Annotated in this window: 22 protein-coding genes; 15 read left to right on the forward strand and 7 right to left on the reverse strand. The window is 66.7% G+C overall.

Translation table 11 applies throughout. The features are described 5' to 3' along the window. Positions 1–3: 3 nt before the first annotated feature. The 4 genes from K225_RS0114100 (at position 4) to K225_RS0114115 (ending at position 4,533) form a co-directional block, all read left to right on the forward strand. On the forward strand, positions 4–783 hold the full coding sequence (locus K225_RS0114100) for an enoyl-CoA hydratase/isomerase family protein (RefSeq protein ID WP_026437020.1): 780 nt from the start codon (positions 4–6) through the stop codon (positions 781–783). A 16-nt stretch (positions 784–799) separates the two neighbouring features. Then, positions 800–1,519 carry a DUF4126 domain-containing protein gene (locus K225_RS0114105; RefSeq protein WP_026437021.1) on the forward strand — a complete coding sequence of 240 codons (720 nt, stop codon included), beginning with the start codon at positions 800–802 and terminating at the stop codon, positions 1,517–1,519. Positions 1,520–1,521: 2 nt separating this feature from the next. Next, positions 1,522–3,549, forward strand: a complete 2,028-nt coding sequence (locus tag K225_RS0114110) for an acetyl/propionyl/methylcrotonyl-CoA carboxylase subunit alpha (RefSeq protein ID WP_026437022.1) — start codon at positions 1,522–1,524, stop codon at positions 3,547–3,549. Between the two features lie 63 nt (positions 3,550–3,612). After that, positions 3,613–4,533 (forward strand): glyoxylate/hydroxypyruvate reductase A, encoded by a 921-nt coding sequence (locus K225_RS0114115; protein WP_026437023.1) that lies wholly within the window; start codon positions 3,613–3,615, stop codon positions 4,531–4,533. A gap of 25 nt (positions 4,534–4,558) precedes the next feature. Here K225_RS0114115 and K225_RS0114120 read toward each other — a convergent pair whose 3' ends face one another. The 3 genes from K225_RS0114120 to K225_RS0114130 all read right to left on the reverse strand — a co-directional run bounded on the left by K225_RS0114120 (position 4,559) and on the right by K225_RS0114130 (position 7,489). Then, the gene (locus K225_RS0114120) at positions 4,559–5,587 is read right to left on the reverse strand and encodes a tripartite tricarboxylate transporter substrate binding protein (protein ID WP_034712776.1); all 1,029 of its coding nucleotides are present in this window, start codon (positions 5,585–5,587) and stop codon (positions 4,559–4,561) included. 73 nt (positions 5,588–5,660) lie between these two features. Then, positions 5,661–6,509, reverse strand: coding sequence for a 3-keto-5-aminohexanoate cleavage protein (locus K225_RS0114125; protein ID WP_026437025.1), 849 nt, complete (start codon positions 6,507–6,509; stop codon positions 5,661–5,663). Further along, the gene (locus K225_RS0114130) at positions 6,506–7,489 is read right to left on the reverse strand and encodes a 3-hydroxyacyl-CoA dehydrogenase family protein (protein ID WP_026437026.1); all 984 of its coding nucleotides are present in this window, start codon (positions 7,487–7,489) and stop codon (positions 6,506–6,508) included. Before K225_RS0114130 ends, K225_RS0114125 begins: the two co-directional genes overlap by 4 nt. A gap of 99 nt (positions 7,490–7,588) precedes the next feature. On the opposite strand from K225_RS0114130, the gene K225_RS0114135 reads away from it, so the two are divergent. Together K225_RS0114135 and K225_RS0114140 are read left to right on the forward strand one after the other, a co-directional pair. After that, positions 7,589–8,506, forward strand: a complete 918-nt coding sequence (locus K225_RS0114135; RefSeq protein ID WP_026437027.1) for a LysR family transcriptional regulator — start codon at positions 7,589–7,591, stop codon at positions 8,504–8,506. A gap of 100 nt (positions 8,507–8,606) precedes the next feature. Beyond that, the gene (locus K225_RS0114140) at positions 8,607–9,515 is read left to right on the forward strand and encodes a hydroxymethylglutaryl-CoA lyase (RefSeq protein ID WP_026437028.1); all 909 of its coding nucleotides are present in this window, start codon (positions 8,607–8,609) and stop codon (positions 9,513–9,515) included. 30 nt (positions 9,516–9,545) lie between these two features. Here K225_RS0114140 and K225_RS20855 read toward each other — a convergent pair whose 3' ends face one another. Beyond that, on the reverse strand, positions 9,546–11,273 hold the full coding sequence (locus K225_RS20855) for a diguanylate cyclase (RefSeq protein ID WP_051248968.1): 1,728 nt from the start codon (positions 11,271–11,273) through the stop codon (positions 9,546–9,548). Between the two features lie 110 nt (positions 11,274–11,383). On the opposite strand from K225_RS20855, the gene K225_RS0114150 reads away from it, so the two are divergent. Genes K225_RS0114150 through K225_RS0114170 form a run of 5 tightly spaced genes read left to right on the forward strand, consistent with a single transcriptional unit; the run spans position 11,384 to position 15,278 of the window. Beyond that, a complete protein-coding gene (locus tag K225_RS0114150; protein ID WP_034712779.1) occupies positions 11,384–11,872 on the forward strand; it encodes a YbaK/EbsC family protein in 489 nt (162 codons plus the stop codon). Beyond that, a complete protein-coding gene (locus K225_RS0114155) occupies positions 11,869–12,144 on the forward strand; it encodes a DUF1289 domain-containing protein (RefSeq protein ID WP_026437030.1) in 276 nt (91 codons plus the stop codon). Before K225_RS0114150 ends, K225_RS0114155 begins: the two co-directional genes overlap by 4 nt. Continuing rightward, entirely contained in the window at positions 12,141–12,782 is a 642-nt protein-coding gene (locus K225_RS0114160; RefSeq protein WP_026437031.1) for a 2-hydroxychromene-2-carboxylate isomerase, read from the forward strand. The genes K225_RS0114155 and K225_RS0114160 overlap by 4 nt, the downstream gene beginning before the upstream one ends. Positions 12,783–12,825: 43 nt before the next feature. After that, positions 12,826–14,646: a putative nucleotidyltransferase substrate binding domain-containing protein gene (locus K225_RS0114165; RefSeq protein ID WP_026437032.1), complete on the forward strand. Its 1,821-nt coding sequence runs from the start codon at positions 12,826–12,828 to the stop codon at positions 14,644–14,646. Further along, positions 14,643–15,278, forward strand: a complete 636-nt coding sequence (locus tag K225_RS0114170; protein WP_026437033.1) for a 3'-5' exonuclease — start codon at positions 14,643–14,645, stop codon at positions 15,276–15,278. The genes K225_RS0114165 and K225_RS0114170 overlap by 4 nt, the downstream gene beginning before the upstream one ends. Positions 15,279–16,328: 1,050 nt before the next feature. Here the strand turns inward: K225_RS0114170 and K225_RS0114175 are convergent. Both K225_RS0114175 and K225_RS0114180 read right to left on the reverse strand, forming a co-directional pair. After that, on the reverse strand, positions 16,329–18,038 hold the full coding sequence (locus K225_RS0114175; protein WP_034712794.1) for a cation acetate symporter: 1,710 nt from the start codon (positions 18,036–18,038) through the stop codon (positions 16,329–16,331). Positions 18,039–18,070: 32 nt separating this feature from the next. Then, positions 18,071–18,379: a DUF485 domain-containing protein gene (locus K225_RS0114180; RefSeq protein WP_026437035.1), complete on the reverse strand. Its 309-nt coding sequence runs from the start codon at positions 18,377–18,379 to the stop codon at positions 18,071–18,073. On the opposite strand from K225_RS0114180, the gene K225_RS22240 reads away from it, so the two are divergent. From K225_RS22240 to K225_RS0114200, 4 genes are all read left to right on the forward strand, one after another. Further along, entirely contained in the window at positions 18,378–18,647 is a 270-nt protein-coding gene (locus tag K225_RS22240) for a hypothetical protein (RefSeq protein WP_155885282.1), read from the forward strand. The two genes, K225_RS0114180 and K225_RS22240, sit on opposite strands and share 2 nt — an antisense overlap. Before the next feature lie 95 nt (positions 18,648–18,742). After that, positions 18,743–20,416: an MFS transporter gene (locus tag K225_RS0114185; protein WP_026437036.1), complete on the forward strand. Its 1,674-nt coding sequence runs from the start codon at positions 18,743–18,745 to the stop codon at positions 20,414–20,416. A 143-nt stretch (positions 20,417–20,559) separates the two neighbouring features. After that, positions 20,560–20,742 carry a hypothetical protein gene (locus tag K225_RS0114190; RefSeq protein ID WP_026437037.1) on the forward strand — a complete coding sequence of 61 codons (183 nt, stop codon included), beginning with the start codon at positions 20,560–20,562 and terminating at the stop codon, positions 20,740–20,742. 242 nt (positions 20,743–20,984) lie between these two features. Next, positions 20,985–21,992, forward strand: a complete 1,008-nt coding sequence (locus K225_RS0114200) for a porin (protein WP_026437038.1) — start codon at positions 20,985–20,987, stop codon at positions 21,990–21,992. A gap of 405 nt (positions 21,993–22,397) precedes the next feature. Here K225_RS0114200 and K225_RS0114210 read toward each other — a convergent pair whose 3' ends face one another. Further along, positions 22,398–23,513 carry an ABC transporter substrate-binding protein gene (locus K225_RS0114210; protein WP_026437039.1) on the reverse strand — a complete coding sequence of 372 codons (1,116 nt, stop codon included), beginning with the start codon at positions 23,511–23,513 and terminating at the stop codon, positions 22,398–22,400. Positions 23,514–23,642: the final 129 nt, after the last annotated feature.

The following is a 23,642-nucleotide window of genomic DNA, read 5'->3' on the forward strand; positions in this document are numbered from 1 at the left end:
CCGATGTCTGCCCTTTCCATCCGCTACGACGGCCCCTGCGCCACCATCACGCTGACCCAGCCCGAGGTGCGCAACGCTTTCAGCGACGAGGTCATCGCCGAGATCACCGCCGCCTTCACCGAGGTGGGTGCACGCGCTGGCGTGCGCGCCGTGGTGCTGGCCGCCGAGGGCCCGGCCTTTTGCGCCGGTGCCAACCTGAACTGGATGCGCCGCATGGCCGACTACACGCGCGACGAGAACATCGCCGACGCGGGCAAGCTGGCCGAGATGCTGCGCGTGATCTACGAGTGCCCCAAGCCCACGATCGCGCGCGTGCAGGGCGACGTGTACGCGGGTGGCATGGGCCTGGTGGCCGCGTGCGACATGGCCGTGGCGGTGGATACGGCGGGCTTTTGCCTCAGCGAGGTCAAGCTGGGCCTCATCCCCGCCACCATCAGCCCCTATGTGATCCGTGCCATGGGGGCGCGCGCCGCGCACCGCTACTTCCTCACGGCCGAGCGTTTTGGCGCGGCCGAGGCGCTGCGCATCGGCTTCGTGCACGAGGTGGTGGCTGCCGTCCAGCTCGACGCCAAGGTGGACGAGCTGCTCAAGGCCCTGGCCAGCGCCAGTCCCCATGCCGTGCGCGTGTGCAAGAAGCTGGTGATGGACGTGGCAGAACGCGAGATCAACGCCCGCCTGATCGCCGCCACGGTGGAAGCCATTGCCGACATCCGCGCCAGCGATGAAGGCAAGGAAGGCGTGCAGTCCTTCCTCAACAAGCGCAAGCCAAACTGGTTGGGCTGATCGGTACCCGCAGGCCATGGACACCCTCTGGCTCCACATCGTGCAGTGGCTCCACACGCTGGGGCTGCATGTCGATGGCGGCACCGCGCGGGCCGTGGGCGATGCGGCGGCCAGGGCGACCGCCCAACTCGACATGCCCAGCCTGCTGGCCCTGGCGGCCGCCCTGGGCTGGGCCAGCGGCTTTCGTTTGTATGCCGTGGTGTTCCTGGTCGGCATGATGGGCGTGCTGGGCTGGATGCCCCTGCCACCCGGCCTGGCCATGCTGCAGCACCCGATGGTGCTGCTGGTCAGCGGCTTCATGCTGCTGGTGGAGTTCTTTGCCGACAAGCTGCCATGGCTGGACAGTGCCTGGGACGCCGTGCACGCCTTCATCCGCGTGCCTGCGGGGGCGGCGCTGGCCTTTGGTGTGTTTGGCGCCGACAACGCCACCATGGCGATTGCGGCGGGGCTGCTGGGCGGCTCGCTCTCGGCCACGGCGCTGGCCACCAAGATGACCACGCGCGCGGCCGCCAACACCTCGCCCGAGCCTTTTTCCAACTGGGGCCTGTCGTTCTTGGAGGACGGCCTGGTGGTGGCCGTGGTGTGGCTGGCCACGCAGTACCCGGTGGCGTTCGGCATCGCGCTGGTGGCGATGGTGATCGCTTCGGTGCTGCTGCTGGTGGTGCTGTTCAAGTTTCTGCACGCCGTGGTGCGGCGCCTTTCCTCTTTCTTTTCTGGCTCAGCCAAGGTGGCTTAAACATGTTCAACAAGATCCTCATTGCAAACCGTGGCGAGATTGCCTGCCGAGTTGCCGCCACTGCCCGCCGCCTGGGTGTGAAAACCGTGGCGGTGTATTCCGATGCCGACGCCAGTGCCAAGCATGTGGCCGCCTGCGACGAGGCGGTGCACATTGGTGGCAGCGCGCCCAAGGAAAGCTACCTGCGCTGGGAAGTCATTCTGGCGGCCGCCACAGCCACTGGCGCGCAGGCCATCCACCCCGGTTACGGCTTTCTGAGCGAGAACGAAAACTTCGCCCAGGCCTGCGCCGATGCCGGGCTGGTCTTCATAGGCCCGCCTGCCAGCGCCATCAATGCCATGGGCCTCAAGGCCGAGTCCAAGCGCCTGATGGAGCAGGCCCAGGTGCCCCTGGTGCCCGGCTACCACGGCGCCAGCCAGGACCGCGCCCTGCTGCAGGCCGAGGCCGACCGCATCGGCTACCCCGTGCTCATCAAGGCCAGCGCCGGTGGCGGTGGCAAGGGCATGCGTGCGGTGGACAAGGCCGAGGACTTTGCGGCGGCGCTCGACTCCTGCAAGCGCGAAGCCATCAACAGCTTTGGCGACGATGCGGTGCTGATCGAGAAATACGTGCAGCGCCCGCGCCACATCGAAATCCAGGTGTTTGGCGACACGCATGGCAATTGCGTTTATTTGTTCGAGCGCGACTGCTCGGTGCAGCGCCGCCACCAGAAGGTGCTGGAAGAAGCGCCCGCCCCCGGCATGACTGCCGAATTGCGCGCCCGCATGGGCGAAGCCGCCGTGGCCGCCGCGCGCGCCGTGCACTACGTGGGCGCGGGCACGGTGGAGTTCATCGTCGAGCAACCGGGCGGCTACGAGCACCCCGAGCAGATGAAGTTCTATTTCATGGAGATGAACACGCGCCTGCAGGTGGAGCACCCGGTGACCGAGGCGATCACCGGACTGGACCTGGTGGAGTGGCAGTTGCGCGTCGCCTCCGGCGAACCCCTGCCGTTGCAGCAAGACCAGTTGCGTCTCACTGGCCACGCCATTGAGGCGCGCATCTGCGCCGAGAACCCTGACAACCAGTTCCTGCCCGCCACAGGCACGCTCCACGTGTACCGCAAGCCGGCGCACAGCAGCTTTGCGCGCGCCGATGTGCGTGTGGACGACGGTGTGCGCGAGGGCGACACCATCAGCCCGTTCTACGATTCCATGGTGGCCAAGCTCATCGTGCACGGCGACACGCGCGAACAGGCGCTGGCGCGGCTCGATGAGGCCCTGGCGCAGACCCACATCGTGGGCCTGGCGACCAATGTGCAGTTCCTGCGCCGCGTGGCGCGCACCGCGTCGTTCGCCGAGGCCCGCCTCGACACCGCCCTCATCCCGCGCGAGCAGGCCGTGCTGTTCCAACAGGAAAGCGTGGGCCTGCCCCTGGCCGCCGCGGCGGCCGTGGCGCAAACCCTGCTGCGCGAGCGCGCCAGCGAAGGTGTGGACCCGTTCAGCCGCCGCGATGGTTTCCACACGCACGGCGTGGTGCAGCGCCGCTTTGAGTTCGAGTTTGGTGGCGAGCACGCCAAGGCCTGGCTGACCTACGAGCGTGGTGGCAGTCTTCACCTGGCAATCGGCGAGGGCGATGCCGCCGTGGCTGGTCCGCTGGTGTTTGCGGCAAAGCCCGACGGAATCGAACTGCAGTTCGCCGGCCAGCGCACGCGCGCAGCCGTGTATGCGCAAGGCGAGGTGGACCATGTCTTCACCCCGCTGGGCGCTACCCAGATCACCGCCATCGACCTGCTGGCGCATTCCGGCGAGTCGGCTGCCGAAGGCGGGCGCCTGACGGCCCCCATGCCCGGCAAGGTGGTTTCGTTTGCCGTGAAGGCGGGCGATGCCGTGACCAAGGGTCAGCCGCTGGCGGTGATGGAAGCCATGAAGATGGAGCACACCATTGCCGCCCCGGCCGATGGCGTGGTGCAGGAGCTGCTGTACGCGCCCGGCGACCAGGTGGCCGAAGGGGCCGAGCTGCTCAAGCTCGTGGTGGCCGAGAAAGCGTAAGACCCATCGGGGCACCCCGCGCGTGACAGCGCGGGGTGCCCAATGCGGCTACGCTTGGGCCCCATGAAAATCACCTTTTGCTGTACCGACACCAAGGCCGAGCCCTGGCTCCAGGGCCTGGCCGCCGCGCTGCCCGGCGCTGACATCTCCGTGTGGCAACCCGGCGCCCCGCAGGCCGACTACGCCGTGGTCTGGGCACCGCCCCAGCAGTTCATGGACGAGCAGCCGGCGCTCAAGGCCTTGTTCAACATCGGCGCGGGCGTGGATGCCCTGCTCAAGCTGCGCCTGCCGCCTGGCGCCCTGGTCGTGCGGCTCGACGATGCCGGCATGGCCGTGCAGATGGCCGAATATGTGTGCCACGCGGTCATCCGCCACTTCCGCGAGTTCGACGGCTACGAGGCAGACACCCAGGCGGGCCGCTGGGGCTACCGCAAGCCCCGCCTGCGCAGCGAATACCCGATTGGCGTGATGGGCCTGGGCGTGCTGGGCGAGCGCGTGGCCAAGGCGCTGGCGCAGTTTGACTTTCCGATCAACGGCTGGAGCCGCAGCCCCAAGGCCATCGAGGGTGTACGCGCGTTTGCGGGAGCGGACCAGTTCAACGATTTTCTGGCCGCGAGCCGCGTGCTGGTCAACCTGCTGCCGCTCACCCCCGAAACGGCCAACGTGATCAACCAAGACACGCTGGCCCGTTTGCAGCCCGGGGCCTACGTCATCAACGTGGCGCGCGGCGCGCACCTGGTGGACGAAGACCTGCTTGCCGCCATCGACAGCGGCCATGTGGCGGGCGCCACGCTCGATGTGTTCCGCACCGAGCCGCTGCCCGCCGGCCACCCGTTCTGGAACCACCCGCGCATCACCGTCACGCCGCATACCTCGGCGCGCACGCTGCGCGAGGAGAGCATTGCCCAGATCGCACGCAAGATGGCGGCACTGGAGCGGGGCGAGGCCGTGGCGGGCATTGTTAACCCCGCGCGCGGCTACTGAGCCAGGGCACCCCGCCGGGCGGTGGTCAATCCACCGTCACGCCCGCATCGCGCACCAGCTTGCCCAGGCGCTGCGCGTCGGCCTTGATCAGCGCGCCAAAGTCGGCGGCGCTGCCTCCCACCACGGGCGTGCCAATGGCTTCCCATTTGGCGCGGAAGGCGGGCTCCTTGAAGATCGTGTTGACCGTGGCGTTGAGCTTGTCGATGGTGGCCTGCGGTGTGCCCGCGCGCACCGCAATGCCATGCCAGCCCGTGATCTGGTAGCCCGCAATGCCAGCCTCGGCCATGGTGGGCACGTTGGGCAGCACCTTGGCGCGCTCGCTCGATGTGACGGCCAGCGGGATGAGCTTGCCCGCCTGGATGTGGGGCAGGGAGCTGCCGACGATGTCGAACATCAGGTTCACCTGCCCGCCGATCAGGTCGTTGAGTGCGGGGCCTGCGCCCCGGTAGGGGATGTGCCCCATCTTCACGCCGGCCGTGGTGTTGAACAGCTCGCCCGCCAGGTGCTGCGGCGTGCCGTTGCCCGCGGATGCGTAGCTCAGCACCGGCTTGCCCGCCTTGGCCAGGGCCAGAAATTCGGCCAGTGTCTTGACGCCCAGCGAGGGGTGGACTTCCAGCACCAGCGGAAAGGCCGACAGCTGGATCACCGGTGCCAGATCGGTCAGCGGGTTGAACGGCATGCTGGCGTAGAGCGAGGGGTTCACCGCCATCGGCCCGCTGGCCGCCAGCAGCAGCGTGTGGCCGTCAGCAGGTGCCTGCTTGGCCACCTCGGCGCTGCCGGTGTTGCCACCGGCGCCGCCCTTGTTGTCCACCACCACGGGCACGCCCAGGCGGCTTTGCAGCTCGGGCTGGAGCATGCGGGCCATCAGGTCGGTGGGGCCGCCGGGCGGGTAGGGCACCACAAAGCGGATGGTCTTGCTGGGGAAGGCGGTGGCCGCCGCCTGCGCGGCGGCCTGGCCCGCCAGGCCCAGGGCCAGGGGGACGGCCAAGGCTGCGTGCAGCACGGTGCGCCGGGTGGCGCGAGGCATGGCTGAGGAACGGTGGCGGTGGTGCATGTCGGTCTCCTGCGGGGATGGATAAAGCCCGTCTGCTGCGGGTTGATGTCGATGGATGAAGTGAACGGGGCTCTCAGTGCGCGCCAAAGCGCTGCCGGATGTCCGCGGCGGTGGCCAGCGGGCGACCCAAGGCCTGTGCGGCTTCCACCGCCTGGCGCACCAGTGCGGCGTTGTCGGGGGCGACGCTGCCATCCTTGCACAGCAGGTTGTTTTCAAACCCCACGCGCGCATGCCCGCCAAACACTGCGGCGGCGGCCACGCAGGCGTTTTCTGCCGCACCAAAGGCGCACACGGCCCAGGGCTCGTTGCCGTCATGGGCGTTCAGAAACGGCAACAGGTCGCGCGGGCTGGAGGTCTGGCCCGCGCTGTAGCGGCCCAGCACGAACAGCAGGAACCACGGCGCATCGGGCACCACGCCACTGGCGCGCAAGGCCTGCCAGCGGCGCAGGTCGGCCACGTCGTACAGGATGACCTGCACCATGGTGTGCTGCCGGGCCAGGCCGGTGAAGAAGCGCTGCAGCCCGGCCTCGCCGATCTCGGGTTTGTCGATTTCGCGCAGGCCGATGGACACGGCCTCGGGCTGCAGGGCTTCGACCATGGCGATCTGCGCCGGTGCCTGGTACACCCCGGCGGCCTCGCTGGTGATCTGGATCACCATGGCATCGCCCACGGCCTGGCGCACCACGCGCTGGGCCTCGCGGTAGCCTTCCACATCCAGGCTGTGGCGGCCCTGCGCATCGCGGATGTGCATGTGCAGCATGGCCGCGCCCGCATCCAGGCAGTCCCTGGCGGTGGCGGCCAGCGTGGCGGGCGTGATGGGCACAGCCGGGTGGTCGGCAGGCTGCTTGTAGGCGCCGTTGGGCGCCACGGTCACGATCAGCGGGTCGGCCCACTGGCTGGAAGTGGCGGGTGATGCACTCATGCGCGGGCTCCGTGGTTCGAGGGGTTGTCCGTAGGGGGCTCGATGGCGGGCAGCTCGCTGGCCAGCAGGGCCAGGCCCTGGCGCAGCAGCGTGTCGTAGCGCGCGCGCTCGGCCTGCTTGCGGTCTTCGGGCCAATCAAAGAAGCCTTTGCCGGTTTTCATGCCCAACTGGCCCTGGGCCACCTTGTCGCGCAGGGCCTGGGCGGGCACATCGGCGTTGGATAGGGTGGGGTACATGGTGGCCGCGGCTGCGGTGTGGATCTCGATGCCCGCATGGTCGCGCTGCAGCACCGGCCCGGCCGCCAGAAAGCGGAAGCCAAAGCCGAAGCGCACGGCGGCGTCCACGTCTTCGGGCGAGGCAATGCCTTCATCGATGAGCGCAAACGCCTCGCGCGACAGCGCGTGCTGCATGCGGTTGGCCAGAAAGCCCGGCTTGTCCTTCTTGACCAGCACCGGCACGCTGCCGCAGCCGCGCATGAAGGCGTGCAGCCAGGTGCCCAGGGCGGGGTCGCTGCGCTCGCCCAGCACCACTTCCACCAGGGGCACCAGGTGGGCGGGCATGAAAAAGTGCAGGCCCAGCATGCGCTGCGCCGTGGCCAGGCCCTGGGCAATGGCGCTGATGGGAAAGCCCGAGCTGTTGCTGGCCAGCACGGCGTTGGGGGGCGCCACGGCTTCCAGCTCGGCAAACAGTTGCTGCTTGGCGGCCAGTTGCTCGGTGATGCACTCCACCACCAGCACCACGCCGGTCCAGTCCACCTCCTGCAGGCTGGCGCACACCTGCACCGGGCCGGCATGGGTGGCCTGGCCGGCCGTCGCCAGCTCCTGGGCAATGTGGGGCAGCAGCCGGTTGCGGCGGTCGGTGTGGGGGTCTACCACCGTGACGTGGGCGCCCCCGCGCGCCAGAACTACGGCCACATCGGCCCCCATGGTGCCTCCGCCCACCACCACGGTGTGTGCGTTGCGAGGCGAACTTGTTTCCATCTTGTCTCCAGTCTTTTGCTTTGGCGTGCTGACGTGCAACGCAGTCTAGGTATCCTGCATTGCGCGGTCCAGACGTCTTTTTCGATAGACTGATCGGTTATGAAGATCAATTGGTCTGCCCGCGAGGTGGATGTGTTCCTCTCGCTGGCCGAGACGCTGAGCTTTCGGCGCACGGCCTTGCAGATGCACCTGTCGCAGTCGGCGGTGTCGGGCACGGTGGCGCGGCTGGAAGCAATGCTGGACGTGCGCCTGTTCGAGCGCACCACGCGCACCGTGCAGCTCACGCTGGCGGGCGAGGTGTTTGCCGAGCAGGCGCGGTTTCTGCGCCACCAGATGGACGAGACCGTGCGCCGCGTGCAGGAGGTGGCGCAGCTGCAGGTGGGCCGCGTTGCGCTGGCGGCCCTGCCGTCGCTGGCGGCCGGGGCGGTGCCACGGGCCTTTGCCCGGTTTGCCGTGCAGCACCCGGGCGTGCAGATGGAGCTGTTTGACAGCCTGGCCGGTCCGGCGTTTGACATGGTGCGGGCCGGGCGGGTGGACTTTGCCCTCACCGCCGCCAACCCCGCCTATGCGGACCTGGACTACGCCCCGCTGGTGTCCGACCGGTTTGTGCTGCTGATGCCGCGCACGCACCCGCTGGCCCGTGGGCGGGGCGCCGTTGCCTGGGCCGACGTGGCCGAGTTGCCCCACATCTCCATGCCCGCAGGCACCAGCGTGCGGCAGTATGCGCAAGAGGCCTTGCTGACGCACCGCATCCGTTTTGAACCCCGCTACGAGGTGGAACACCTGGCCACCATTGCGGCCATGGTGGCGGCGGGGCTGGGGGTGAGCGCGCTGCCCGAGCTGGCCGCCCAGGTGGTGCGCAGGCCCGAGGTGGTCACGCGCCCGCTCAAGGCGCCCGTGCTGCACCGGCCCATCGGGCTGATCACGCTGCGCGGGCGGCCGCTTTCGCTGGCAGCGCAGGCCATGGTGGCGCTGTTGCGGCAAGAGGTCGAGGGTGATCACACCCAAGCTGGCTGATGGCACGTCCGGCGAATGGTCTGGCAGGATATGGGGTGGCCCTGCGGCGGCGCTGGCGAGACAATGGCAGCATTTCTTGATCTCACCATCTGGTAGCCCCATGAGCATTCCCTCCCGCGTCCGCCTCATCGACGTTGGCCCCCGCGACGGCCTGCAGAACGAAAAGACCCCGGTGCCCGCCGCCGTCAAGATCGAGCTGGTGCACCGCCTGCAGCAGGCGGGCCTGAAAGAGATCGAAGTCACCAGCTACGTCAGCTCCAAGTGGGTGCCGCAGATGGCCGACAACCACGAGGTGATGAGCGGCATCACCCGCCAGAGCGGCGTGGCGTATTCGGTGCTCACGCCCAACCTCAAGGGCTTTGAGGCGGCGGTGCTGGACCAGCCCGACGAAATCGTCGTCTTCGGCTCCGCCAGCGAGGCCTTCAGCCAGCGCAACATCAACTGCAGCATTGCCGAGAGCATCGAGCGCTTTGCGCCCGTGGTGGAGGCCGCATTGGCCGCCGGCATCCGTGTGCGCGGCGCCATGAGCTGCACCGTGGGCTGCCCGTACGAAGGCGACATCGCCCCCGAGCGCGTGGCCTACCTGGCCGGCCTGCTCCAGGGCATTGGCGTGCAGCGCGTGGATGTGGCCGACACCATCGGCGTGGGCACGCCGCGCAAGGTACAGAAGGCGCTGGAGGCGACCTTGCAGCACTTTGGCATCGACGAAGTCTCGGGCCACTTCCACGATACCTACGGCCAGGCACTGTCGAACACGCTGGCCGCGCTGGAGCTGGGCGTGTGGAACTTCCAGTCGTCCGTGGCCGGGCTGGGCGGCTGCCCTTATGCCAAGGGTGCGACCGGCAACGTGGCCACCGAAGACGTGGTGTACATGCTGCAGGGCATGGGTATTGACACCGGCATCGACCTGGACCGGCTCATCGATGCCGGGGCCTACATCAGCGACTTTCTGGGCCGCAAGCCCAATTCGCGTGTGGCCGTGGCGCTGCTCAATCAGCGCAAGCACTGACGCGCGGGGGCGCATCCCCGCCCCAGGCTCTCAGGTCGTCGCCCGGCTCCAGAAGGCATGTCCGCTGCCGGTCTGCTTGGCCTGGTACATGGCCTGGTCGGCGCAGCGTATCAGTTCGGTCAGTGTGCGGCCATCCTGCGGACTGCGGGCGATGCCCGTACTGGCACCCACGGTGAGTGCCTGGCCCTGGAAATCCACCGGCTGGCGCACCGCGCTGTCCACGCGGCGGGCCAGCACCTCCAGCTGTTCATCGGGCAAGGGATCTGCGAGCAGGACCACGAATTCGTCGCCCCCCAGCCGGGCCACGATGTCGTCGGCGCGGAACTGGGCCTGCAGGCGTGTGGCCACGGCGCGCAGCACTGCATCGCCCGCGTCGTGGCCGTGCGTGTCGTTGATCGGTTTGAAGCGGTCCAGATCGAGCAGCATCAGGGCGTGTGCAGCGCCATCGGCCAGCACCGGCGTGGCGCCATGCGCCAGACCGGTGCGGTTGACCAGGCCGGTCAGCGGGTCGGTGGCGGCGGCCTGTGCCAGGTGGGCGGCATGCAGGCGCAGCGCGGTCTGGGACGTGCGCAGGCCGCTGATGCGCTGGCTCAGCGCGATGGCGAACACCACCAGCTCGGCCGCCACGCCGATCTGCAGGCCGTTGGCCAGCAGGAACGGTGCATCGATCACCCTCCAGTTGACCAGCACCACCCCCAGCACCGACAGGAACAGCAGCACCTGGCCACCCAGGTACCACTGCGCGGGGATGAAGCCGCGCCGCAGCATGATGACGGCCGCCACCGCGGCGAGCAGGACGCCCGCACTGGCGACGATCTCGTTGGCGGTCTGGGCGGCGTCGAACCGGCCCAGCAGCCCCAGTACGGCTGCCAACACCGCCAGCAGGCCCCAGGTCAGCAACAAACGGTCCAGCCATGGCACCCGCCGCGTGTCCAGAAAGCTGCGCGCGAACAGCGCGCCGAACAGCAGCCACAGGCTGGGCAGCACCACGTGACCGCGCTCCTGCCACCAGGGCCAGTGGCCCCAGAGGTAGTGCGCCGCGTGGCCGTTGAAGCTGGCCAGCGTCAGCAGCGCAAAGGCGCACTGGCCGATGTAGAAGCCGTAGGTGGCGTCGCGGAAGATGCCTGCGAGCACGAGGTTGTAGACCAGCAGCGCGATCAGGATGCCGTAGCAGATGCCGTCGAACAGCCGCTTGTGCTGGCGCCACTGCAGGTATTCGGCGGTGTCCCAGACCGACAGGCCCAGGCTGGGGGCCGTTTCGCCCAGCAGCCGGACATAGACGGTGTACACGCCCGGGCCGGGCAGTTGCAGGCGCATCACATAGCGCTCGCTGCCCAGGGGCCGGGTGGCGAACGGCTGTGACAGGCCGGTGTGCACCGGCGGCGCCAGCGCCCGGCCGGTGGCGTCGAAGGGGCCATGAAAGCGCACGTCCTTGAGCGCCGTGGTCTGTGTGGCCAGCACCCAGTCGCCGGTTTCGGCGCGTTGCTCCAGCACCACCTTGAACCAGTGGGGCTGGGCGCTGTCGTCGTGCCGTTGCGTGGGCGGAGCGGGCTGAAAGCGGCTGGCGTGGGCGGGTTGCCGCACCTCGTCCAGTGTCAGCGTACCGCTGTCATCCGTGAGCCACAGCAGCTGGCCGGTCTCCTGCAGCGCCAGCCCTTGCGGGTGGTCATCCAGGACGATGGGCGCGGCCCCGGCCCCGGCCACGGACAGCCTGGCAAGGAAGAGGCACAGGAGCAGGCAGGCGCGGAGCAGCTTCATGGACAATGGAGGCAACAAGATTCACACTGTAACCGTGTGTACGCTGTGTTCCGGCGGTGTGTGCCTTCTGGCTTCACCTTTCACGCGGCGCGCGCACCGCCCTGCCTGCCATGACCGATTTTCCTGAAAGCACCCAACGCGTGGCCGCCGCACTGCAGGCCGCGGGCCACCCCCACATGCCCCGCATGCTTGACGACGCCGCGCGCACCGCGCAGCAGGCGGCCGATGTGCTGGGCATTCTGGTGGGGCAGGTGGCCAAGAGCATCATCTTCCGGCGCAAGAGCGACGATGCGGCGGTGCTGGTCATCACCTCGGGCGACCGGCGCGTGGATGAGAAGAAGGTCGAGGCCCATGTGGGCAAGATCGGCCGGGCCGATGCCGCGTTTGTGAAGGAGCGCACGGGCTTCTCGATTGGTGGCGTGTCGCCCATCGCGCATGCCACGCCGCCGGTCACGCTGATCGACCAGGACCTGCTGCGCTTTGACGTGGTGTGGGCGGCGGCCGGGCACCCGCACGGCGTGTTCCCCTTGCACCCCTCGGATCTGCAGCGCCTGACCGGCGCCCCGGTGGTGGACGTGGCCCAGGAGGTGGGGGCATGAGTGCTTCAGAAGCAATAGCTGCTCGCGCTCATCTGTTAACCGCTGCGGGCTATTTTGATGCGGGGTCCGATGAGGTGGTCCCTTCGCCCTGCATTTCGGTGTGCCGCATGACCGAAGACCGCAGCCGTTGCGAAGGATGCTTTCGCACCATCCCCGAAATCCGCGCCTGGGCGCAGGCCGACAGCGCCGAGCGCCTGGCCATCTGGGCGCGGCTGGCGCAGCGCGCCGGCATCCCCTTTCCTCCCGAAGGTGTGGCCAAGGAGCCGACATGAAGCACATCACGTTCTACCTGGACTTTGTCTCGCCCTACGCCTGGCTGGCCTTCGAGCGCCTGCCCGAGGTGCTGGAGGGCCTGAGCCACAGCGTGGAATACCGGCCCGTGCTGCTGGGCGCGCTGCTCCAGCAACATGGCAACCCGGGGCCGGCCGGCATTGTGCCCAAGCGCGCCTGGACCTACCGCCATGCCGTCTGGCTGGGCCATTCGATCGGCGTGCCGCTGGCGATGCCGGCGCGCCACCCGTTCAACCCGCTGCCGCTGCTGCGCCAGGCCCTGGCCTGCAGCGAGGATGGCCGCATCAACCGCTTCGTCACGGGCTCCGTGTTCCGCCATGTCTGGCAGGGCGGGCACGAGGCGCTGGATGCACAGCGCCTCACGGAACTGGCGGCCGCGCTGGAGCCGCAGCGCAAGCCCGGTGATGACGACGGCGCACGCGCCAAGGCGCTGCTGCGCAGCAACACCGAGGCCGCCGCCGCGCGTGGCGTTTTCGGCGTGCCGGCCTTCGAGGTCGATGGCAAGGTCTTCTGGGGCTATGACAGCCTGCCCATGCTGCGCGCCTGCCTCGAAGGCGACCGCTGGTTCGAGCACGACTGGGACACCGCTGCAAGCGTGGCGCAAGGCCTGCCGGGTTGAATGGAGTGGCCGTTGACCCGTACGGCCCACGCATCGCCCCACCATGCCCAATGCCTTCAACTTCAACGCCTCGCCCTTCGACTGCCTGAGCCTGGACGAGCAGCACCTGGTGCGCGCCAGCGTGGACATCGCCTACTTCCCCGGGGACGCCGTGGTGCTGGACGTGGGCGTGGCGCCCACGCACCTGTTCGTCATCATCAAGGGCCATGTCACCCAGACCGAGGGCGACGAGGTGCTGGCCACCTACGGCCCGGACGACTGCTTTGACGGCTGTGGCCTGATGACCGGGCGCGTGGGCAGCCGCTTTGTGGCCGCCGAGGAGGTGGTGGCCTACCAGCTCGCGCGCGCGGCGGTCAACGAACTCATCGCGCGCAACACCACCTTTGGCGCGCTGCTGTTTTCGGACCTGGGCCAGAAGCTCAGCGCACTGGCGCAGCGGGCCGACCAGCACGAGCGCCAGTCGCTCACCCTGGCGCGCGTGGACCAGGCCTTCCTGCGCCCGGCGCACACCGTGGATGCCGCCACCGACATCGTCGCGGTGGTGCGGCTGTTCCAGTCCCAGCGCACCACCAGCGTGCTGGTCACGGGCCTGCCCGGCGGGGCGCTGGGCATCTTCACCAATACCGGCCTGCAGCGCGCCATCCTCGATGGCCGCCCGCTGGCCCAGCTGGCCGTGGGCGCGCTGGCCAGCAGCCCGGTGGTGACCATGCGGCCATCGGACCCGCTGGGCGATGCCATGGCGCTGATGCTGCGTCGCCGCGTGCACCGCCTGGTGGTGGTGCAGGACGACGGCCAGGTGCGCGGCATCCTGGAGGCGCTGGACCTGTTCAGCTTCCTGGCCAACCACTCGCACCTGATCACGGTGCAGATCGAGCATGCACAGGACCTGCCGGCGCTGGCGCAGGCGGCGGCGCAGATCACGCGACTGATTGCGGCGCTGTACCGTGGCGGCACGCGCATCGGCCTGATGGCCCGGCTGGTGCAGCAGCTCAACGCCCGGCTGTTCGAGCGCGCCTGGCACATGGTGGCGCCGGCCGACCTGGTGGCCAACAGCTGCCTGTTCGTCATGGGCAGCGAGGGGCGCGGCGAGCAGCTGCTCAAGACCGACCAGGACAATGGCCTGGTGCTGCGCGACGGCTACACCGCGCCGCCCGACCTCGATGCCATCTGCCAGCGCTTTTCCGGGGTGCTGGCCAGCTTCGGCTACCCCGAGTGCCCCGGCCGCATCATGGTCAGCAACCCCGACTGGCGCGGCACGGTCAGTGCCTTCAGCCAGCGCGTGCGCCAGTGGCTGCTGCAGCCCGAGGGCGACAGCCTGCTGCAGCTGGCCATCTTCCTCGATGCGCATGCGGTGGCGGGCGATGCCACGCTGCTGGCCACCGTGCGTGAGCGCGTGATGGCGCTGGCTACCGACAACGATGCCATGCTGGCCCGCTTTGCCGCGGCGGTGGACCACTTCGGCGGTCCCGCCGGATGGTGGAGCCGCCTGTTCGGCCTGAGCGACGAAGGCCGTGCCATCAGCCTCAAGAAAGCGGGCATCTTCCCCATCGTGCACGGCGTGCGCAGCCTGGCCCTGGCGCGGCGCGTGGCCGCCACCGGCACGGCCGAGCGCATCGCCGCGCTGGCGGAGGCCGGCGTGATCGACGCGGCGCTGGGCGATGCGCTGGTCCAGAGCCTGCACTTCCTGATGGGCCTGCGCCTGCAGGCCGGCCTGGCCGAGCTCGACACCGGGCGCCCGGTCACCGGCAACGTCGATCCCGAGCGCCTGAGCAGCCTGGAGCGCGACCTGCTCAAGGACGCGCTGGCGGTGGTCAAGCGCTTCAAGCTGTTGCTGCACCAGCGCCTGAAGCTGGACGTGCTGTGAACCCGTTCGCAGGCTTGCGGCGCGCCTGGTTGCAGTACCACCTGGCCGACCCGGCCTACGCCTTCCTGTTCGATCCGCCACCGCCCGATGAATGGGTGGCGCTCGATTGCGAAACCACGGGCCTGAACCGGCGCAGCGATGAAATCATCGCCATCGGCGCCGTGCGCATTGTGGGCCAGCGCATCCTGACCAGCGAGCGGCTGGAACTGCTGGTGCGCCCCGATAAAGGCGTACCGGCCGACAGCGTGCGCATCCATCGCCTGCGCAGCACCGACGTAGCCCAGGGCCTGCCCCTCCAGGAGGCCCTGCACCGGTTGCTGCACTTCATCGGCAGCCGGCCCCTGGTGGGTTACTTTCTCGAATTCGACGTGGCCATGCTCAACCGCGCCCTGTGGCCCCTGCTGGGCATGGGCTTGCCGCAGCCCAGGATCGAGGTGTCGGCGCTGTACTACGAACACAAGTTCCGGCAGCTGCCGCCCTACCAGCAGCAGGCCAACGCCGACATCGACCTGCGCTTCGCCACCCTGATGGACGATCTGGGCCTGCCCCAGCGCGATGCGCACGACGCGCTCAATGATGCGGTGATGGCGGCGTTGGCTTTCATCAAGCTGCGGCAGTTGCGTGGGGGGTGAGTCGATTTTGGCGATATGGCGTTGTTTGGCGGATTTTGCCTATGGCGCTGATGTATCAAGCGCGGGTAGCTATTGTTCTTGACAGCAGATTTTTCCCCGACCGTTCGGGCTGAGCTTGTCGAAGCCTTGGCTTGTTCGTGGGTTTTGGCGGGGGGCTTGTGTTGAGTGCGGAGGCCGGGTCTCGCCCCGGCGGCCGACTCACTTTCTTTTGCTTCGCCAAAAGAAAGTAAGCAAAGAAAAGGCGACCCTGCTGTCTGCGACGGGTTTTTGGGGTCAGAGCCCCAATTCACCGAGCCTACGGCTCGCCCCGAAGGGGTGCGGTGCGCAGTGAAATGGGTGTCTGACCCCAAAAACCCGCAACCTGGGGTGCTCTGGTGCGGGGTGCGCCGTGGAACTCACTGCGCGCCTGCAGCGCTCCGTTCAAACAACCACGGCGAGTCAGTTGACGAAGCGGGTGTGTCCTGCGGCACACCCGCCACCCCGCGCCCTGCGCGCCCCAGGCGCAGCCAGAAGGGCTTGGGGCAGCCAAACAACCAACAGCCCCACGGGCCATCGCTGCGCTCGGCCCCCTCTCGCGGGCGCAAGCGCCTCGCGCTGCGCAACCTGGGCCGAGCGCAGCGATGGCCCGTGTGGATGTTTTGCCCCACCCATCTGGCTGCGCCTGCGGCGGAGCGGTTGCGGGGTGAGCATGGGCGCCAGTGCGCCCATGCCTCGTCAACTGACTCGCCGTGGTTGTCCGAGCGGCGCGCGCAGCGCAAAGCGAGTTCCACGGCGCACCCCGCAACCGCTCCGACGCAGGTTTGCCCCCACGCATAGCGTGGGGGTCGCAGACTGTGGGTCGCCTTTCTTTTGGGTACGTTTCTTTGGCGAAGCAAAGAAAAGTACCTCGCCCGCCGGGGCGAGACCCGGCCTCCGACCTCAACCAAAGCACACCACTAACTACAAAAACAATAGCTATCACCGCATAAAAACGAAAAACCGGGCACAAGGCCCGGTCGAAGCAGCACAGCGGGCGAACCGCCATGCCAGTCTGCGCAGCGTGGCTTCCAGTCAGTGCCCTGAAGCCCCGGCCGCGCCCAGACCCGTTTCCGAGCGCACCTGCTGCGCCGGGAACGCGGCGCGCTCGCGTGCGGCGTTGGCGCTCTTGTCGGTGATCGAGAAGAACCAGATGCCCACAAAGCCGATGGTCATGGAGAACAGCGCCGGCGAGGTGTAGGGGAACAGTGCCGAGCCGGCCGGGTTGCCCAGCGTGGCTTCCCACACCGAGGGCGACACGATGGTCAGGCCCACCGAGGAGATCAGGCCCAGGAAGCCGCCGATCACCGCGCCGCGCGTGGTGCAGTCCTTCCACAGCACCGACAGGAACAGCACCGGGAAGTTGGCCGAGGCTGCGATGGCAAACGCCAGCGACACCATGAACGCGATGTTCTGTTTCTCGAAGGCGATGCCCAGCGCCACGGCGATGACGCCCAGGGCCAGCGTGGTCATGCGCGAGACCTTCAGTTCCGAGGCGCTGTCGGCCTTGCCCTTCTTGAACACCGTGGCATACAGGTCGTGCGAAACGGCCGAGGCGCCCGAGAGCGTGAGGCCGGCCACCACAGCCAGGATGGTGGCGAACGCCACGGCCGAGATGAAGCCGTAGAAGATGTTGCCGCCCACCGACTTGGCCACCAGCACGGCCGCCATGTTGGCCGTGCCCGCGCCGCCGTGGATGACGCCCTTGACCACGTCCGCGAACTCGGGGTTGGTCAGCACCAGGGTGATGGCGCCAAAGCCGATGATGAAGATCAGGATGTAGAAGTAGCCGATCCAGGTCGTGGCCCACAGCACGGACTTGCGCGCTTCCTTGGCATCGGGCACGGTGAAGAAGCGCATCAGGATGTGCGGCAGCCCGGCGGTGCCGAACATCAGCGCCATGCCGAACGAGATGGCCGAGATGGGGTCCTTGATGAAGCCGCCCGGGCCCATGATGGACAGGCCCGCCTTGGCGGCTTCCTCGGGCGTCTTGCCCGTGTTGGCGGCAATGGCGGCACGCACTTCCACGCCCTTGGCGAACAGCGCCTCGGGGCTGAAGCCGTACTGTGCCAGCACCATGAAGGCCATGAAGCTCACGCCCGCCAGCAGCAGGCAGGCCTTGATGATCTGCACCCAGGTGGTGGCCGTCATGCCACCAAACAGCACGTAGATCATCATCAGCGCGCCGACGATGACCACGGCCATCCAGTATTCCAGGCCGAACAGCAGCTTGATCAACTGGCCGGCACCGACCATCTGCGCGATCAGGTAGAACGCCACCACCACCAGCGTGCCCGATGCGGCAAAGGCGCGGATGGGGCCCTGCTGGAAGCGGTAGCCTGCCACGTCGGCAAAGGTGAACTTGCCCAGGTTGCGCAGGCGCTCGGCCATCAGGAAGGTGATGATGGGCCAGCCCACCAGGAAGCCGATGGAGTAGATCAGCCCGTCGTAGCCGGTGGCCATCACGGCCGCCGAGATGCCCAGGAACGAGGCGGCCGACATGTAGTCACCCGCAATCGCCAGGCCATTCTGGAAGCCGGTGATGCCGCCACCGGCGGTGTAGAAGTCCGCGGCCGACTTGGTCTTGGCCGCCGCCCATTTGGTGATCCACAAGGTGCCGGCCACGAAGGCGCCAAACATGATGATGGCCGTCCAGTTGGTGGCCTGTTTGGCGGCCTGGCCCAGGTCGGCGCCGGCCGCGTGCGCGCCGCCCGCCGCCAGCAGGGCCAGCAGGGCCAGCAGCATCAACGCGCAGCCTGCATGTTTCTTGGTGGCATTCATTTCGATGCGTCCTTCAGGATGTCTTTGGTCAGGGTGTCGAACTCGCCATTGGCGCGGCGCACGTAGATGCCGGTGATGACGATGGTGAAGATGATCACGCCCATGCCGATCGGAATGCCCAGCGAGGTCACGCCGCTGCCAATGGGCTGTGCCAGGAACTTCTTGTCGAAGGCAATCAGCGCGATGTAGCCGTAGTAAACGATCAGCATCAATGCCGTCAGAAAGATGCCCAGGCGGTTGCGCTTGGTGCGCAGCTCCCGGTACTTCGGATGGCTCTGTATTTTCTGGACCATGGGGTCGCTCATGGATGTCTCTCCTCAAGGTGGTGTTGCACGCCGCGGTGTGGGGCGAAAGGCCGTCAAGCTGGCTGGATTCTGCAAAGGCGCACTGACCAAGTGCTTACGCGAAGGCGCATTGCCGCGGTTTCCTGCTGACAAAAGCCGTGGCGCGCCAGTCGAGGGAAAACCCTGGATGCTGGGTGGTCGCCAGGCGATTTTTCGCATCGAAAAATGCCAGTCGAGGGTTACTACCCAGGCCGTAAGAATTGCGGAAGTTTCGCGTCAAGTTCTGTAAGGAACGCGTCAGAGCGATGTCAGTCGCGCCACGGATAGTGGGCCCACAGGCAATTTGTATGTGCCTGTAAATTCAAATAATCACAGGAGACAACCATGGCAACGCAACATCCCGCACCGCGGCCGATGTCCGCCGAAGAGAAGAAGGTCATCTTCGCTTCGTCGCTCGGTACCGTATTTGAGTGGTACGACTTTTATCTCTACGGCTCGCTCGCAGCCATCATTGCCAAGCAGTTCTTCAGCGGCCTGGATGCAGGCGCGGCCTTCATCTTTGCGCTGCTGGCCTTCGCGGCAGGTTTCCTGGTGCGGCCCTTCGGCGCCATCGTGTTCGGCCGCCTCGGCGACATGATCGGCCGCAAGTACACCTTCCTGGTCACCATCCTGATCATGGGCCTGTCGACCTTCATTGTCGGCCTGCTGCCCAGCTACGCCACCATCGGCGTCGCGGCCCCGGTCATCCTGATCGCGCTGCGCATGCTGCAGGGCCTGGCACTGGGCGGTGAGTACGGCGGTGCCGCCACCTATGTGGCCGAGCATGCCCCGCACGGCAAGCGCGGTGCGTACACCTCCTGGATCCAGACCACGGCCACGCTGGGCCTGTTCCTGAGCCTGCTGGTGATCCTGGGTGTGCGCCTGGGCCTGGGTGAGGCGGTGTTCCAGGACTGGGGCTGGCGCATTCCGTTCCTGGTGTCTATCCTGCTGCTGGGCATCTCGGTGTGGATCCGCTTGTCGCTGTCGGAGTCGCCGGCTTTCCAGAAAATGAAGGCCGAGGGCAAGACCTCCAAGGCACCCCTGTCCGAATCGTTCGGCCAGTGGAAGAACCTGAAGATCGTGATCCTGGCGCTGGTGGGCCTGACGGCGGGCCAGGCCGTGGTCTGGTACTCGGGCCAGTTCTACGCGCTGTTCTTCCTCACGCAACAACTGAAGGTGGACAACACCACCGCCAACCTGCTGATTGCCGCCGCCCTGCTGCTGGGCACGCCCTTCTTCGTGGTGTTCGGCGCGCTGTCGGACAAGATTGGCCGCAAGCCCATCATCATGGCCGGCTGCCTGCTGGCCTGCTTGACCTATTTCCCGGTCTTCAAGATGCTGACCGAAGCGGCCAATCCTGATCTTGCCAAGGCACAGGTGACGGCTGGCGTGGTGGTCACTGCCGACCCCGCATCGTGCTCCTTCCAGGGTAACCCGGTGGCCCGCGAGATCGACTTCCGCAGCTCGTGCGACATTGCCAAGCGCTACCTGGTGCAGAACTCGGTGAGCTATGACAACGTGGCAGGCCCCGCCGGTTCACCGGCCGTGATCAAGATCGGTGACAAGACGGTCGAGGCGCCTACCGGCAATGTGGTGAACCTCAAGTTCGACGAAGCGTCCGCCAAGGCCATCGCCGCCTTCAAGAAGGAAGTGGCCGACGATCTGAAGCGGGCTGGTTACCCGACCAAGGCGGATCCGGCCAAGACCAACAAGGGCCTGGTGGTGGTCCTGCTGTTCTGGCTGGTGCTGCTGGTGACCATGGTGTACGGGCCGATTGCCGCCATGCTGGTGGAAATGTTCCCGACCCGCATCCGCTACACCTCGATGAGCCTGCCCTACCATATCGGCAACGGCTGGTTCGGCGGCCTGCTGCCCACCACGGCGTTTGCCATCGTGGCGCAGACCGGCAACATGTACAACGGCCTGTGGTATCCCATCATCATCGCGGGCATGACCCTGGTGATCGGCACGCTGTTCATCCGTGAAACCAAGGACGTGGACATCTACGCCAACGACTGACGCACGCACCGCAAGTGCACCCAGTGCCTGCCTCGCCAGCGGGGCAGGCACTGTGTTCCAGAAAAAGGCCTCGCAGCGCGGAATGGCAGTGTGCGAGGCCCTTTTGTTGAACAGGCAACCCCCATCACCAGGAGATAGAAGTCATGTGGAAGATCGTTGTAGGTTTCGTGCTTTTTGCGGCGCTGTCGCTGTTCGTCATCATGAAGGCCGGTGACAAGGTGGACATGTCTGGTGAAAAACACGGTGCCGATTCCCTGAGTGCGCCGGAAACGCCCGCCAGCGCCCCTGTGCCCGCTGCGCCAGCGCCTGCGGCCAGCGCGAAGTAAGGGTTAACACCCATTCATGTTTTGGTGCGCAGGCTGCGGATTGCGCCCCGCATGAGGGCGGTCAATCCGAGGGAGTACCAACTGTTGTGGCGGCACATCACTTGTGTCATCAAAATTTCAGCAAATAGTGCATCAAAACGTGGCGGACCATAAGATCGAGACCCCAAGCATTCTCGGCGGTCAAGTCAAAAACTGAAGCTGCCTGTGCGCCCCTGATGGCAATCTGTATCGAAGGAATATTCATGCAAAAAATGACCCGCGTTGTTCTGGCTGTCCTGGCTGTTGCCGGCACCACCGCTGCAATGGCCCAAAGCAGCGTCACGCTGTATGGCCGCGTCAACACCACCGTCGAACGTCAGAAGGATGGCGACGTTTCCAAGACCGGCATGTTCAACAACTCCTCCCGTTTCGGCTTCAAGGGCACGGAAGACCTGGGTGGCGGCCTGAAGGCTGGCTTCCAGCTGGAATCGGGTTTCAACTCTGATACCGGCACGGGTTCGGGTTGGACCCACCCTACCACCGGCATGAGCTTCGCACGCCATTCGGAAGTGAACCTGTCGGGCGGCTTCGGCATGGTGCGCCTGGGCAACTTCACCCCCGAGTCGTACTACGCGACGGCTGACTATGTGGGCTTGCACAACCACGATACCGGTTCGTCTTCTGACGCCCTGTACCAGGATCCCGTGTGGTTCGGCGGCAGCTACGCACGCAACCTGAGCACGACCAACAAGCTCGCCTACCGCGCCCCCAAATTGGGTGGCCTGACGCTGGAGGGCGCCGTGTCCTTCCACGAGAAGGTTGCAGGCACCAACAACAAGAATGGCTACGATTTGGCCGCCAACTATGACCTGGGTGCTCTGGCCATGGGTGCCGGCTACAGCCAGGTCGGCGATGACAAACAGCTGGGTCTGCGCGCTCTGTACAGCTTCGGTCAATTTGTCGTGGGCGGTTACTACCAGCGCAATGACGAGGTCCTTCGCGGTACCCGCAACAACTTCCGCCTGGCCGGTATGTACACCATGGGTGCTTCGGAACTCCACCTGAATGTGGGTCGCGCCAACAGCTGGAGCAACATTGCCGACTCGGCAGCGACCCAGTACACCGTGGGCTACAACTACAACCTGAGCAAGCGCACCAAGGTGTACGGTTACTACACCCGTGTGAACAACAGTGCAGGTGCCAACTACAACGTGACCCACCGCGGCGACGATTTCAGCTCCGTTGCAGTGGGCGTTCGCCACAACTTCTAATTCCCGACGGTCAGTTGGCTTTGCCAGCTGATGGAATGGAATTCGTCAAGGCCTTGCATCTTCGGATGCAAGGCCTTTTTCATGGGCATGCAATTTCTGCTCGGCAGGGGATCGATCCCGGCGGCGTGAACCAGGAATGGATGCCCTGGGGCAGGGCAGTCAGCGGGCCTTTGCGGCGCTTGCCGATAGCGGGGCTATTGGCCGCACACCGCGCCTTGCATCCCATCGCGCAAAGACCGCTGCTTGGGCTGAACCCGTGCCGTTCATGGAGGGCGCCCCGGGCGGAAGGCAAGGCTGGCGACCTGCCGGCACGGGGTGGAAGCAGCCAGCCGGGTGGCATCGAGCGCCCCCGGTGAGATCACCGGGGGATCGCGAACCCATAATCCCTTGGGCGCGGGCGGTGGCTCAACGCTTGAAGCGCCCATCCGCTCCAATGATGGACAGATCCGTGAAGGCCAGGCCGCTGTGATCGGTAGCGCTGTAAGACAGCTCCAGGCCGCCCAGGTCAAACTTGCGCATGCCTTCCAGCGCGGCCAGCAGGCGGGTGCGGTCCGGCTTGGGGCTTGCCCTGCGCAGACCCTCGACCAACACCTTGGCATTGACGAAACCCTCGACCATGGCCGGTGTCAGTTCATCAACGCCACGTGCCTTGGCCAGGCCCATGGCCTCTTTGATCAGCGGGTAATTGATGGATCGCTCCGATGGGAACACCTGGGTGACCACAACGCCCCGTGCCTGATCGCCCAGGGCCTTGGTGAAACCGCCAGAGGCATTGTTGGACAGGGTCACGATCTGGCCGGCCATGCCGGCTGCGCGCAAGGCCTTGATGCCATCCACCACCGCTGCGCCTGTGCCAATGAAGATCACGGCCTGTGGGAGCTGCTTGGCGGCACGGGGTGCAATGGCGCTGAAATCAGGCTTGCTACGATCGAATTTTTCAATGAAAAGGGCCTGGCTACCGTGGGCCTTGAAGCCGTTCAGTGCGCCGTCCAGCGCATCGGTACCAAAGCTGTCATCGACATGGATGACGCCGATGCGCTGAACCCCTAGTGTGTTCAGGTGCCCGACGGCCTTTTCCACCTCTTGCTGGTAGGGCGCCCGTACATTGAACACGTGGCGGCTGACCGGCTTGTGCAATGCCATCGCTCCGGTGGAGGGGGCCACCAGTACCACGCCGGCTGCGTCAAGCAGCGGCACGATCCCTTGCGTGTGCGGGGTGCCGCGTGTCATGAAGAGCGCAATGGCGCCATGTTTCTCGATAAGGGTGCGGGCGTTTTCCAGCGTGAGCTTGGGGTCGAACTTGTCGTCCAGCACCACCAGCTCGATTTTCTGGCCGCCCACACCGCCCTGTGCATTGACCGCATCCAGATACAGCGATGCACCCTGCATGGACTCTTTGACGGTGATGGCGGCGGAGCCCGTGACACCCACCGTTTGTCCTACGACGATCTGGGCCATGCTGTGGCCCGCCAATCCTGCGGCGAGTGCGCAGGCCGCCAGCAAGGGTTTCCATTTTTTCATGCGTTGTCCTTCATCTGATCGGCAAGAGTTTAGGCCGGAGGCCAGGAGCGGGCACTGAGGAAATCCTGACAGCTGGGTGGCCGCAGAAACCCAGGCCCATCTCCTGTCCCGAATATTCATTGCAAGGGT

It is taken from the genome of Acidovorax sp. JHL-9 (assembly GCF_000426205.1).
Taxonomy (GTDB): domain Bacteria; phylum Pseudomonadota; class Gammaproteobacteria; order Burkholderiales; family Burkholderiaceae_C; genus Acidovorax; species Acidovorax soli.

Coding starts and splice junctions, on each gene's coding strand:
- K225_RS0114100 (WP_026437020.1), top strand. CDS start 4: ATGTCTGCCCTTTCCATCCGCTACGACGGCCCCTGCGCCACCATCACG.
- K225_RS0114105 (WP_026437021.1), top strand. CDS start 800: ATGGACACCCTCTGGCTCCACATCGTGCAGTGGCTCCACACGCTGGGG.
- K225_RS0114110 (WP_026437022.1), top strand. CDS start 1,522: ATGTTCAACAAGATCCTCATTGCAAACCGTGGCGAGATTGCCTGCCGA.
- K225_RS0114115 (WP_026437023.1), top strand. CDS start 3,613: ATGAAAATCACCTTTTGCTGTACCGACACCAAGGCCGAGCCCTGGCTC.
- K225_RS0114120 (WP_034712776.1), bottom strand. CDS start 5,587: ATGCACCACCGCCACCGTTCCTCAGCCATGCCTCGCGCCACCCGGCGC.
- K225_RS0114125 (WP_026437025.1), bottom strand. CDS start 6,509: ATGAGTGCATCACCCGCCACTTCCAGCCAGTGGGCCGACCCGCTGATC.
- K225_RS0114130 (WP_026437026.1), bottom strand. CDS start 7,489: ATGGAAACAAGTTCGCCTCGCAACGCACACACCGTGGTGGTGGGCGGA.
- K225_RS0114135 (WP_026437027.1), top strand. CDS start 7,589: ATGAAGATCAATTGGTCTGCCCGCGAGGTGGATGTGTTCCTCTCGCTG.
- K225_RS0114140 (WP_026437028.1), top strand. CDS start 8,607: ATGAGCATTCCCTCCCGCGTCCGCCTCATCGACGTTGGCCCCCGCGAC.
- K225_RS20855 (WP_051248968.1), bottom strand. CDS start 11,273: ATGAAGCTGCTCCGCGCCTGCCTGCTCCTGTGCCTCTTCCTTGCCAGG.
- K225_RS0114150 (WP_034712779.1), top strand. CDS start 11,384: ATGACCGATTTTCCTGAAAGCACCCAACGCGTGGCCGCCGCACTGCAG.
- K225_RS0114155 (WP_026437030.1), top strand. CDS start 11,869: ATGAGTGCTTCAGAAGCAATAGCTGCTCGCGCTCATCTGTTAACCGCT.
- K225_RS0114160 (WP_026437031.1), top strand. CDS start 12,141: ATGAAGCACATCACGTTCTACCTGGACTTTGTCTCGCCCTACGCCTGG.
- K225_RS0114165 (WP_026437032.1), top strand. CDS start 12,826: ATGCCCAATGCCTTCAACTTCAACGCCTCGCCCTTCGACTGCCTGAGC.
- K225_RS0114175 (WP_034712794.1), bottom strand. CDS start 18,038: ATGCTGCTGGCCCTGCTGGCCCTGCTGGCGGCGGGCGGCGCGCACGCG.
- K225_RS22240 (WP_155885282.1), top strand. CDS start 18,378: ATGGATGTCTCTCCTCAAGGTGGTGTTGCACGCCGCGGTGTGGGGCGA.
- K225_RS0114180 (WP_026437035.1), bottom strand. CDS start 18,379: ATGAGCGACCCCATGGTCCAGAAAATACAGAGCCATCCGAAGTACCGG.
- K225_RS0114185 (WP_026437036.1), top strand. CDS start 18,743: ATGGCAACGCAACATCCCGCACCGCGGCCGATGTCCGCCGAAGAGAAG.
- K225_RS0114190 (WP_026437037.1), top strand. CDS start 20,560: ATGTGGAAGATCGTTGTAGGTTTCGTGCTTTTTGCGGCGCTGTCGCTG.
- K225_RS0114200 (WP_026437038.1), top strand. CDS start 20,985: ATGCAAAAAATGACCCGCGTTGTTCTGGCTGTCCTGGCTGTTGCCGGC.
- K225_RS0114210 (WP_026437039.1), bottom strand. CDS start 23,513: ATGAAAAAATGGAAACCCTTGCTGGCGGCCTGCGCACTCGCCGCAGGA.